The 11,050-nt window shown below is 39.0% G+C and carries 12 protein-coding genes; 6 read left to right on the forward strand and 6 right to left on the reverse strand.

Annotated elements, in window-relative coordinates:
- Positions 1-290: 290 nt before the first annotated feature.
- From F985_RS24830 to F985_RS24855, 5 genes are all read left to right on the forward strand, one after another.
- A complete protein-coding gene (locus F985_RS24830; RefSeq protein ID WP_004706175.1) occupies positions 291-1,247 on the forward strand; it encodes a TerC family protein in 957 nt (318 codons plus the stop codon).
- Positions 1,248-1,544: 297 nt separating this feature from the next.
- Positions 1,545-2,600, forward strand: a complete 1,056-nt coding sequence (locus F985_RS24835) for an aromatic ring-hydroxylating oxygenase subunit alpha (protein WP_004706177.1) — start codon at positions 1,545-1,547, stop codon at positions 2,598-2,600.
- Positions 2,601-2,656: 56 nt separating this feature from the next.
- Complete coding sequence (guaD, locus tag F985_RS24840; RefSeq protein ID WP_004706179.1) at positions 2,657-3,982, forward strand: guanine deaminase; 1,326 nt, start codon at positions 2,657-2,659, stop codon at positions 3,980-3,982.
- Between the two features lie 214 nt (positions 3,983-4,196).
- Positions 4,197-4,724, forward strand: coding sequence for a hypoxanthine phosphoribosyltransferase (gene hpt / locus F985_RS24850; RefSeq protein WP_000214980.1), 528 nt, complete (start codon positions 4,197-4,199; stop codon positions 4,722-4,724).
- A 172-nt stretch (positions 4,725-4,896) separates the two neighbouring features.
- The gene (locus tag F985_RS24855) at positions 4,897-5,148 is read left to right on the forward strand and encodes a GlsB/YeaQ/YmgE family stress response membrane protein (RefSeq protein WP_004706183.1); all 252 of its coding nucleotides are present in this window, start codon (positions 4,897-4,899) and stop codon (positions 5,146-5,148) included.
- Between the two features lie 50 nt (positions 5,149-5,198).
- Here the strand turns inward: F985_RS24855 and F985_RS24860 are convergent, their stop codons facing one another.
- Positions 5,199-5,897, reverse strand: a complete 699-nt coding sequence (locus F985_RS24860; RefSeq protein WP_004706186.1) for a DsbC family protein — start codon at positions 5,895-5,897, stop codon at positions 5,199-5,201.
- A gap of 241 nt (positions 5,898-6,138) precedes the next feature.
- On the opposite strand from F985_RS24860, the gene F985_RS24865 reads away from it, so the two are divergent.
- On the forward strand, positions 6,139-6,402 hold the full coding sequence (locus tag F985_RS24865) for a metal/formaldehyde-sensitive transcriptional repressor (protein WP_004706188.1): 264 nt from the start codon (positions 6,139-6,141) through the stop codon (positions 6,400-6,402).
- A 46-nt stretch (positions 6,403-6,448) separates the two neighbouring features.
- Here the strand turns inward: F985_RS24865 and mnmE are convergent, their stop codons facing one another.
- From mnmE to rpmH, 5 genes are all read right to left on the reverse strand, one after another.
- Positions 6,449-7,804, reverse strand: a complete 1,356-nt coding sequence (mnmE, locus tag F985_RS24870) for a tRNA uridine-5-carboxymethylaminomethyl(34) synthesis GTPase MnmE (RefSeq protein ID WP_004706190.1) — start codon at positions 7,802-7,804, stop codon at positions 6,449-6,451.
- A gap of 91 nt (positions 7,805-7,895) precedes the next feature.
- Positions 7,896-9,656 (reverse strand): membrane protein insertase YidC, encoded by a 1,761-nt coding sequence (gene yidC / locus F985_RS24875; protein ID WP_004706192.1) that lies wholly within the window; start codon positions 9,654-9,656, stop codon positions 7,896-7,898.
- A gap of 5 nt (positions 9,657-9,661) precedes the next feature.
- Complete coding sequence (gene yidD / locus F985_RS24880; RefSeq protein WP_004706194.1) at positions 9,662-9,982, reverse strand: membrane protein insertion efficiency factor YidD; 321 nt, start codon at positions 9,980-9,982, stop codon at positions 9,662-9,664.
- A 10-nt stretch (positions 9,983-9,992) separates the two neighbouring features.
- Positions 9,993-10,385, reverse strand: coding sequence for a ribonuclease P protein component (gene rnpA / locus F985_RS24885; protein WP_004706196.1), 393 nt, complete (start codon positions 10,383-10,385; stop codon positions 9,993-9,995).
- Between the two features lie 29 nt (positions 10,386-10,414).
- Positions 10,415-10,549, reverse strand: coding sequence for a 50S ribosomal protein L34 (rpmH, locus tag F985_RS24890; protein ID WP_000831329.1), 135 nt, complete (start codon positions 10,547-10,549; stop codon positions 10,415-10,417).
- Between the last annotated feature and the right edge of the window lie 501 nt (positions 10,550-11,050).

The raw sequence follows: 11,050 nt of genomic DNA on the forward strand, positions 1-11,050 counted from the left end.
GACATTAAGTTCAGTTGCGTAATACAAAAAAATCTGCCATTCTATGTGTAATTGGATAGGTTTTATCCAATACAGAATTTAGTTTGACAAGGGGAGTAGCCTCCTCCAAACATAACAGCAATGTTATGTGTCAGATATCGTCAATACACTTTTATTAAAAAGTCGGTATCTGAGCATCGTGAAACTCATGATGTAGGCAAGACCTTGATCATGTTGATACAGATGTTTTAATTCATCTGGCAACTGGTCGAGGTTTTTTTATGCCCAATTGCTGGATGTGAGGAGGATTTATGGAAACAATCGGCAATTTATGGCTGTACGTAGCATTCTTTGGCATAGTCATTGTCATGCTTTTAGTGGACTTTTTAGGCTTTAAGCAAAAACAAGGTCAAGATGTATCAATTAAGCAAGCTGCTTACTGGAGTGTGGCGTGGGTAAGCGTCGCGGTGTTATTTGGTGGCGGTTTATGGCTTTATCTCCAACAAACAGTTGGGGTGACCTTAGCAAACCAAAAAACCATGGAATACTTCGCAGGTTACTTACTTGAAAAGTCCCTCGCAATTGACAACGTTTTCGTCTGGTTAATGATTTTTGCGGCATTTGCTATTCCAGCTGCACTACAACGTAAAATTTTGCTCTACGGCGTATTAGGTGCAATCGTACTGCGTACTCTGTTTATTTTCATTGGTGCATGGTTCGTTCAAGAATTTTCTTGGGTGCTTTATATTTTCGGTGCGTTCTTGGTTTATACAGGCTTTAAGTTCTTAAAGGGCCAAGAAGAAGAAACCAATATCGAAGACATCAAAATTTTAAAATGGCTACGTAAGCACATGCGTATTACCCCACAGCTTGATGGTGACAAATTCTTTGTACGTCAAAATGGTTTACTGTGGGCAACGCCGTTATTTTTAGTATTGATTTTGGTTGAAGCTTCAGATGTGATTTTCGCGGTAGATTCTATTCCTGCTATTTTCGCGGTAACGAGCGACCCGTTTATTGTTTTAACAGCGAACTTAATGGCAATTTTAGGCTTACGCGCAATGTTCTTCTTGCTTGCTGGCGCTGCGTCTAAACTGCATTACTTACCGTATGGTTTAGGCATCATCTTATTGTTCATTGGTGCAAAAATGTTGTTGCTTGATGTATTCCACATGCCAATCTGGATCTCGTTAAGCTTTATCGTAATCGTGTTAGCAATTACCGCTTACCTCTCTTTACGACACAACAAAAAGCAATTGCAGTCTTAATTCATCCTATCAAGGGATCTACATAAAAAAGCACTTTTAAAGTGCTTTTTTATTGGGTCTTTCTTGCAATCAATCAGTGCACTTTAAGTATAAAACGCATAATGAACTTTCATTTTCAAATCTAATTTAGAACAAAAATTCAAAAATAAAATTCCATAAAATTATGTATTTTAATAATTTTACTCTTAATTTCTTTATTAAAAATCAATATTGGCAAGCTCTTTGCATCTCCTAAAAAGAAAAAAGCCTAGATTTTAGGGGCTCGAAAGAGCCCTGATTTTTTAAAGGAGAGATGCCATGAATGCGATTCCAACTTTAACGCCACTTGCAATGCCGTGTAACAGCAGCTTTGAAGCAAAAGATTGGGAAATTTTATCTACTCACTGGTATCCAGTTGCGCGTATTCAAGATGTCTCCACAGCACCTCAACGAGTTACATTACTAGACGTCAACATGGCTTTATATAAGACAGAAAGTGGTGAAATTCATCTGGTGCGAGACATTTGCCCACATCGTGGCGTTCCTTTAACCAAAGGTTGGGTCGACGGTGAAGAAATTGTGTGTCCTTATCATGGTCTACGCTATAACACTGAAGGGAAATGTACCCAAATACCAGCTCAACCCGAGTTAACTAAAATTTCGGATCGTTTTTCTCTGACCAAATTTCCGGTTGTTGAACGTTATGGCCTGATTTGGACCAGTATTCATGGTCGTGATGTTGCTAAAGCCAATATTCCTGTATTAGATACTTGGGACCATGCAGAGCATCAATCAATTTTACCGCCATTTGTCGATATTGGTGGCTCTAGCGGACGTCAACTCGAAGGATTTATCGATGTCGCACATTTTGCTTGGGTACATCACAATGCCTTTGCCAGTCGCGATAATCCCATTGTCCCTAAATACCATACTGAACGTACCGAATATGGCTTAAAAACGGTCTATATCAGCAATGTCAGTAATTATCCGCATGAGCTAAAACATCTCGAACCAGAAGGTTTTTTATGGAAGCGTACCTTTGATGTCTATCCGCCTTTTTCAGCTGTGCTTACGGTCGATTTCCCAGAAGGTGGGGTCTTAAAAATCTTAAATGCCTGCTGTCCTATCTCAAGCAATAAAACTCGTTTATTTGTTCCACTTACACGTAACTTTGACCAAACTGGCGATTTAGAAAAGGTATATGCATTTAATGCGCAAATTTTTGCAGAAGACCAAGACATGGTCGAATCACAAAAGCCAGAAGACCTTCCGCTTGATTTAATGATGGAGGCACATTTTGAAGCAGACCGTTCATCAACGACTTATCGACGGATTTTAGCAGAATGGGGCCTAAGTAAACGTTATATCGTTTAAATCTTGGCTAAGTGGGGTACAATCAATCGAAAAAAGTGAAAATATAAAGGCTTTCCATGTCATTGATCGCAAATACCACCGTTGTGCGTGGTCGTTTTTTAGATATTCAACAAACTGTCTCTGAGCCAACTGATATTCCAAATCAAGTGCGTTATCTAGAAGATGGTGTATTGATTAGTGAACATGGAAAAATCAAATGGTTTGGTGCATGGGAAGACGCTCAACAGCATCTTCCTGCTGGAGTTGAGGTTCAACATTACCCAGAACAATTGATTGTACCCGGCTTTATTGATACCCATATTCATTTTCCGCAAACTGAAATGGTGGGAGCTTACGGCGAGCAACTTTTAAGCTGGCTTAATACCTATACATTTCCAACCGAAATCCAGTTTCAAGACAAAGCATACGCAAGTGAAATTGCCCAGTTCTTTGTTCAAGAGCTATTAAAACACGGTACAACCACAGCCCTCGTTTTCTGTACAGTTCATCCTGAGTCTGTGGATGCCTTATTTGAAGCCGCAGAACACGTTCAGATGCGTTTAATCGCCGGTAAGGTACTCATGGACCGTAATGCCCCTGAAGCGCTTTGTGATACCCCAGAAACGGCTTACAGCGACACTAAAGCACTCATTGAAAAATGGCATGGTAAAGGCCGTGCTCTATATGCAATTACGCCACGTTTTGCACCAACATCTACACCTGAACAGTTAGAAAGAGCAGGGCAGTTAAAACAAGAGTTTCCGGATGTTTATGTACATACTCATTTAAGTGAAAACAAAGATGAAATTGCTTGGGTGAAATCTTTATTTCCAGAACAAGCGGGCTATTTAGATGTTTATCAACATTATGGCCTAACTGGTAAACGTTCTGTATTTGCGCATTGCGTTCACTTAGAAGATCAAGAATGGCAATGTATGCATGATACGCAGTCAGCTATCGCATTTTGTCCAACCTCAAACCTGTTCTTAGGCAGTGGTTTATTCCCATTGAAAAAGACATGGGAAAAACAAGTGAAAGTAGGTTTAGGGACAGATATCGGTGCGGGTACATCATTTAGTTTGCTACAAACTGTTAACGAGGCTTATAAGGTTCAGCAGTTACAAGGTGATAAACTTTCAGCTTATGAGGCGCTTTATCATGCCACGCTAGGCGGAGCAAAAGCACTTGATCTACAAGATCAGTTAGGCAACTTCAACGTCGGCAAAGAAGCAGACTTTGTGGTACTGAATCTCAAACCAACAGCATTACAGCAACTTCGCCAGTCTAAATCTAAGTCTGTTGAAGATTCCCTATTTGCATTATTCACTTTAGGTGATGACCGTAATATTGAGGCGACTTATGTTTATGGAAAACGTGCTTATCAAAAAGAAACAGCCCAGTAAAAAAGGCATTGTTAAGTTTTTGTTATTATTTGGAATATGTGCTGTTGCGTTAAAGCGTGATCGACATATTCAGCAAAATCATAAAATTTCAACTCCTTCAAAGGGTGCATGAAACGTGATTTTGCTTTAAAATTTTACCATTAACTCAAATTTTCGAGGTGTTGCAGGTCAACACCTTTTTTATTTTTTCTTTTATATCTTGTAGGAATCTGCCATGACTGTTGCAATGAGCATCATGATTTCAACCGAAGAAATTCAAGCAAAAGTCAAAGAGCTCGGCGAGCAAATCAATTCTCACTATGCAAATAGTGATAAAGAATTGGTTCTGATTGGTCTACTTCGTGGTTCTGTTATTTTTATGGCAGACTTATGCCGTACCATTACCAAACCACACGAACTCGACTTTATGACAGTGTCTAGCTACGGCGGTGGTACCACTTCAAGCCGAGATGTTAAAATCTTAAAAGATCTTGACGGTGAAATTCGCGGTAAAGATGTACTAGTGGTTGAAGACATCATCGACTCAGGTAACACCTTAAGCAAAGTTGTGGAAATGTTGCAAACTCGCGAGCCAAATTCGATTCAATTGTGCACATTAGTGAGCAAACCGTCTCGCCGTGAAATTGATCTCGAAGTTAAATTTTTAGGTTTTGAAGTTGAAGATAAGTTTATTGTGGGCTATGGCCTAGATTACGATCAAAAATATCGTCATTTGCCTTTTATTGGTGAAATTGGCCTATAAATTTCATAAAAATAGCACCATAAGGTGCTATTTTTTTATATAAGGTTTTAGCTTTGAACAAAAAAGACACAAAAAGTCGCAATCTGCTACAGACAAAATAGACAGCTCTGTCGCACGATAGAATATGAAGCAAAATCATTAACTTCATCAAAAAAACAACTGGAGAACAAATATGTGGTCACTTATTGTTGCTATTGTGGTTGGTTTCTTCGCTGGCTTAATCGCTCGTGCTTTGCATCCAGGTGATGACAAGGCAGGCTTTATCGTTACCACTTTAATTGGTATTGCAGGTTCACTTCTAGCCACTTATGGTGGTCGCTTACTTGGCTTTTACGGAGAAAATTCAGCTGCGGGCTTTATCGCTTCCGTAATTGGTGCCGTCATTATTTTGTTTATTTACAATTTGATTGCACGAAAAAGCTAAACTTTAGTTCATTCATAAAAAAGCACCCTATGGTGCTTTTTTTAATATATTTATAGACCTAGCTCTTTCCAGACTTCCTGAATTTCTTCAGCAGACCTTGCACCTACCAATTTAAAACCGTTTGCAAAAATCAGAGTAGGAGTAGCATTAAAACCTAATTTTCTTCCAAGCTCCAAGTTTCGGTCAATTGGGTTTGTGCAGCTCGCAACCGTTGGTTTAACACCTTGTTCAATTAGCTTTTTCCAAGAGTATGATTGGTTTGGTGCACACCAAACTTGTCTGGAAACGACAATAGATTGAGGTTTTAAAGGATAGATAAACGTGTAAATTGTTACGTCTTTAAGCTTATCTAGCTCAGGTTCAAGCTTTTTACAGTAAGGGCAATTTGGGTCAGAAAATACCGCTAAAACATGCTGACCATTACCTTTAACTGTTTTAATAGCATCTTTTAAAGGCAATTGTTTCCAATCAATTGAGTTTTGCCCTAAAACTAAGTCTTTGGTTAAATTCTTCTGATCTTTTAAGCGAATCATAGAACCTACCAACATATGCTGACCATCTTCACCAAGGTAAATGATTTGTTGATCCAGATTAGCGCTATATAGTCCGGGCATTTCGGTTTTCTGAATATTGCTAATTTTCAAATTAGGATATTGTTTTTTAATATTTTCCCTAACAGTATCCACATTAGCGAAACTCAAACTTGTAGTTAAGCTAAATAATGCCAATATTCCTAATTTTTTAAGCATAAAACCGACTCATAGAGAGGAAAGAATATCATTTTAATCAGTTCATCTTATCAAAACAGAGCTGATTACGAGTTATAACCAAACTCCCACTTAGTTAATCCAATGTTTCACGTGGAACATAAACAGCTTTTAAAAGCTTTCTCAATCTGATTTTGATCATGACGTGATACACTATAGCCGTGCATAACATTTAAACCCAATATACTCCCTACCAGTATATTAAATTATTAAGAGAAAACAGATGAGTCACATTGGTCAGGATAAAAAAATTCTTAATCGTGTAAAACGACTAAAAGGGCAAATCAACAGCATCGAAAATGCGATAGAACAACCAGAATCCTCATGCATCGATATTTTGCAGCAAGTTGCAGCGATCAAAGGTGCAATAAACGGTTTAATGAGTGAATTGATGGAACAACACTTACACCACCATGTACTTCAAGGTGCAGAAGTTGATCAAAATGAGTTAGAGGAATTTTTAAAAGTTTTAAAGAGATACGGCTAAGGAAATTACTGGATGACATAGCACTCTACATCATCCAGTTTTTTTATTATTTTCCAATACAGAAAGAACCAAAGATTTTGCCTAATAGGTCGTCAGCGCTAAAGTCGCCTGTAATTTCACCTAAAGCATTTTGAGCAAGGCGTAATGACTCGGCAACAAGCTCACCAGCGTTAAATACAACAAGTTGCTCACGTGCTTCTGAAAGATAGAGTTGTGTGCGCTTCATTGCGTCTAAATGGCGTGTTCTTGCAATAAACGTATCTTCCTCAGGGTGAAAACCTGCATGCGCTGTAATCGCATCTACGAGGCCTTGTACACCCATCTCTTGTTTTGCAGAAACTGTAATATGACGGAACCCCTGAAAATCAGTGATTTCGGCTAATTGACCGGTTAAGTCGCATTTATTACCAATTAACATTAAGCGCCGAGGCTCAATATGTTCAGCAAAATATTCTTGAGCGAGTTGTAATGGGTCATCACCTTGATTTAAGTCGTAAACCAACAGCAATAAATCAGCTTGTTCAATTTCCTTGATTGCTCTGCGAATCCCTTCTTTTTCGACCACATCTCCCGTTTCACGAAGGCCGGCCGTGTCTGTTAAAGTGATTGGTAAGCCATTTAAGCTAATTTTTTCATGCAAAACATCGCGAGTAGTACCAGCAATATCGGTCACAATAGCCCGCTCTACACCAGCAAGTGCATTTAACAAGCTCGATTTACCCGCATTCGGTTTACCCGCAATCACAACTTGCAAACCTTCACGCAAAAGTTGTCCTTGTCGTGCAGATGTTTGAACTGCATGTACTGACTGCTGAACATCTTCGAGTAAAGCTAAAATTTTGCCATCTGCTAGGAAATCAATTTCCTCTTCAGGAAAATCAATTGCAGCTTCTACATGCAATCGTAAATGGATCAGTTTTTCTAGAACTGTATTAATTTTTGTTGAAAAGGCACCTTGTAAAGAACGGACTGCCGAACGAGCCGCAGCTTGCGAAGTCGCATCAATCAAATCCGCAATCGCTTCAGCTTGTACCAAGTCCATTTTGCCATTTTCAAAAGCTCGCATGGAGAATTCACCAGCTTTTGCAGCAATTGCACCAAGCTCAAATAAGCGACCAAGCAAGGCATTTTGAATAACTGGACCGCCGTGACCTTGTAACTCAACAACATCTTCACCAGTAAAGGAGTGCGGATTTGGAAAGCACAAAACTATCCCTTCATCCATGATGCTTCCATCTACATCATAAAACTTACGGAAACCAGCCATACGGGCTTCAGGCAAGTTTTTTTGCGTCAGCTTTTGAGCAATTTCATAGGCCTTAGGTCCAGATAAGCGAATCACGCCCACTCCACCACGCCCTGGTGGCGTTGCAATTGCGGCAATTGTGGTTTGACTTTGCATATTACTCACCTAAAAAACCCAAAATACAGCCAAAGAAAAATCCGCTTAAGATTACCATCTTAAGCGGATTGATTCAGCAAAAGTTCAACGTTTAAGATGCTGATTCAGTCTTGTTTAGACGACTTTTCGCAACACTCTTGTTAATAAACGACTGCTGTAAAATAGTAATACTGTTGTTCACAATCCAGTACAACACTAGACCTGCAGGGAAGAACAACATAAATACCGTGAACATAATCGGCATAATGCGGAATACTTTAGCTTGCATTGGATCAGCAGGTTGCGGGTTCAACATTTGCTGAGCAAACATTGTCGCACCCATAATTAATGGCAAGATGAACCAAGGATCCATTGCTGACAAGTCTTGAATCCAGCCTAACCATGGCGCATGACGCAATTCCACACTTTCCATGAGTACCCAGTACAAAGCAAGGAAAATTGGCATTTGTAGCAATAATGGTAAGCAACCTGACAGTGGGTTAACTTGTTCACGTTTATAAAGTGCCATCATTTCTTGCGAGAAGCGCATACGGTCTTCACCGAACTCTTCTTTCATGCGTTGCATTTCTGGTGCAATCACACGCATTTTCGCCATAGAACGATAACTTTTTGAAGATAAAGGCCACAAAATCATCTTCACCATAATGGTAAGCAAGATGATCGACCATCCCCAGTTGCCTACAATGCTATGGAAGAATTGAAGACCTAAGAACAACAACTTGGCAATTGGCCATAACCAACCATAGTCAACAGTCTGGTTTAAACCTACAGCCAAATCTTTTAATTCAGATTGTACTTTTGGACCTGAATAAAGCTTCGCATCTACTTCCATTGAAGTGCCAGCTGGAACATTAATTACTGGCGACGTAAAGCCAATAATATTCATATGATCCGCAGACTGACGAGATTCAAGCTTCGCAACATAAGGCTGACCATTTGCTTGGGTCAGTTTAAGATTTCCAGGAATCCAAGCACTAACGAAATAATGCTGAACAATCGCAACCCATCCACCTTTAGCTTCAGTATTTACTTTTTCTTCTGAGAAATTAGCAAATTTAAGCTTGTTATAGTGTGAATCAGGCGTACCCCATGCTCCACCTAAGAAAGTTCCTAGTGTGAAAATACCTTGAGAAGACTTACCAGGATCCTCAGAGTTATCGCGCTTTAATTGTCCAAACATCTGACCTTGCCAATTTTGTTGGCTACGGTTAATGACTTGATGGCTTACAACAATTGGATACTGACCTTGAGTAAAGGTGAAAGTTTTAATAATTTCAACGCCTTCTGGTGTTTTAAATACCATAGGAACATTTAAAACTTTTTCAGCTTGACCCTTTTGATCTTGTACACCTTTAGCATCAGCCAAAGTATATGATGTTTTTTCAACCGCATATAACGGACGACCACCACGACTACTGTCTGGTCCATTCAAACCAATTAAGCCAGATTGAGCAACATATGTACGCTTGGCATCATTTTCAAGCATAACAAAAGGTTGATTACTGTCTTTGCTTTTGTCGTGAGAGAGTAATTCAATACGAACAATATCACCACCTTTTGGATTAATCCAAATATGGTAAAGGTCAGTTTGTACTGAAATAAGCTGTTGATTCACAGGTGCAGTTGCATCTGTGGTTTGTGACTGCGCAATATTTGCTTGTGGCACATCGGAAGCCACTGTTGCAGTTTTGGCATTTGGCAAATCAGCAGATACTTCATGCGAACTTACAGCCGCCGCTTGTTGTTGCGGTGCAGTTGCAGCATTTCCATAATCTTTTTGCCAAGCCAAAATGAGCAAATATGCGGTGACAAACATGGCCCCGAGAATTGCAAACCTGGCCCATTGTTGCATATCTATTACCCCAAATGGTTAGAGAGATTTTGCTTCATTAAACGATCACGAAAGGGTACAGCAACATGATGCGTTTGAGAATCTATTTGATGAAACGAAATAAAACGAATTGCTTTTGGCGGTACCGGATCATATCCGGAGCCTCCCCACGGATGACAACGGCAAATACGTTTAGAAGATAACCAAACGCCTTTAATTGCACCATGAGTTTGTAATGCTTCTATCGCATATTGGGAACAAGTTGGAATATAACGACAACGGGGTCCAAGAAGCGGACTAATCGCAATTTGATACAGACGAATCAACCAACGCAAAATACGAACCATTGGTCATCTCTTAGTTCTGCGAGGTTGGGACAACTTTAGAATGTTTTTTTGCCAAGCGTTGTAATTTTTGCCAAGCAAAATCTAATTGTTGATATAGCTCAGCATTCGTAATCGTTTCAATACCAACTTTAGGCATTACAACAACATCTATGTCTAACCCAAATTTCGGCTGATTAAGACGAAAGCTCTCACGGGCAAGACGCTTTATTCGATTTCTTTCATGCGCACGGCGCACTTTTTTCTTAGCAACGACAATACCCAAACGGCTATTAGGCTGTTCGGTGAATTTTGCAAGAAATAAAAAATGGGGCTGATGCACTTTAAAAAGCGCACCATCAAATACACTTTTATAATCTGCAGCACAGCGTACACGACGATCTGTGCTAAAACTGTAAAGTGCCATCACACCCAAGTCTGGTCAGCTAACAGTAATTAAACAGTTAAGCTATGACGACCTTTTGCACGACGACGAGCTAAAACTTGACGACCAGCTTTAGTTGCCATACGAGCACGGAAACCATGAACGCGCTTACGCTTTAATTCAGATGGTTGGAAAGTACGTTTCATATTGAAACTCCCAAAAATGATCTTTCTATAAAGGTCCGCGATTTTATTGTGCAATGTTTACGCTGTCAATGAAAAACCGAGAAAGTTTTGTATTTAAGTCAAATTTTTACTTTCCTACCTTCTGTTTATATTTAGCTACTTTTTCTTATTTAAGAGTTATACACAAAGTAATTGTTTATTTTTATTGAGACTTTTAAGATATACACTTCTTATTTACATACTTATCAACAAACCAAGATGTCAAAGTGGTTCTAGTTTGGTATATTTGAATTTAAATTCATATTTTTTAGTTATCCACAATTTGATGCGACCCTATTATATAAATTCAAATTTTAAAATTTAAATTTATTCTTATTAGTGTGGACTTTTTCTGTGGATTTCGTAGTTTTAAATTTAAAAAACATATATTTGAGTTGTTGATAACTCTGTTTTTATTAACTTTATAGATTGTGGATAAGTTTATGTGTTAATTTATCCACAGGATGTGCAAAAAGTTATTCA

This window comes from Acinetobacter seifertii, assembly GCF_000368065.1.
Taxonomy (GTDB): Bacteria; Pseudomonadota; Gammaproteobacteria; order Pseudomonadales; family Moraxellaceae; genus Acinetobacter; species Acinetobacter seifertii.

What these genes read in the sequence shown, in the direction of transcription:
- mnmE (WP_004706190.1), bottom strand. Translation starts at nt 7,804, where the DNA reads ATGCAAAGTCAAACCACAATTGCCGCAATTGCAACGCCACCAGGGCGT.
- hpt (WP_000214980.1), top strand. Translation starts at nt 4,197, where the DNA reads ATGACTGTTGCAATGAGCATCATGATTTCAACCGAAGAAATTCAAGCA.
- F985_RS24830 (WP_004706175.1), top strand. Translation starts at nt 291, where the DNA reads ATGGAAACAATCGGCAATTTATGGCTGTACGTAGCATTCTTTGGCATA.
- yidD (WP_004706194.1), bottom strand. Translation starts at nt 9,982, where the DNA reads ATGGTTCGTATTTTGCGTTGGTTGATTCGTCTGTATCAAATTGCGATT.
- F985_RS24835 (WP_004706177.1), top strand. Translation starts at nt 1,545, where the DNA reads ATGAATGCGATTCCAACTTTAACGCCACTTGCAATGCCGTGTAACAGC.
- rpmH (WP_000831329.1), bottom strand. Translation starts at nt 10,549, where the DNA reads ATGAAACGTACTTTCCAACCATCTGAATTAAAGCGTAAGCGCGTTCAT.
- F985_RS24855 (WP_004706183.1), top strand. Translation starts at nt 4,897, where the DNA reads ATGTGGTCACTTATTGTTGCTATTGTGGTTGGTTTCTTCGCTGGCTTA.
- yidC (WP_004706192.1), bottom strand. Translation starts at nt 9,656, where the DNA reads ATGCAACAATGGGCCAGGTTTGCAATTCTCGGGGCCATGTTTGTCACC.
- rnpA (WP_004706196.1), bottom strand. Translation starts at nt 10,385, where the DNA reads ATGGCACTTTACAGTTTTAGCACAGATCGTCGTGTACGCTGTGCTGCA.
- F985_RS24865 (WP_004706188.1), top strand. Translation starts at nt 6,139, where the DNA reads ATGAGTCACATTGGTCAGGATAAAAAAATTCTTAATCGTGTAAAACGA.
- F985_RS24860 (WP_004706186.1), bottom strand. Translation starts at nt 5,897, where the DNA reads ATGCTTAAAAAATTAGGAATATTGGCATTATTTAGCTTAACTACAAGT.
- guaD (WP_004706179.1), top strand. Translation starts at nt 2,657, where the DNA reads ATGTCATTGATCGCAAATACCACCGTTGTGCGTGGTCGTTTTTTAGAT.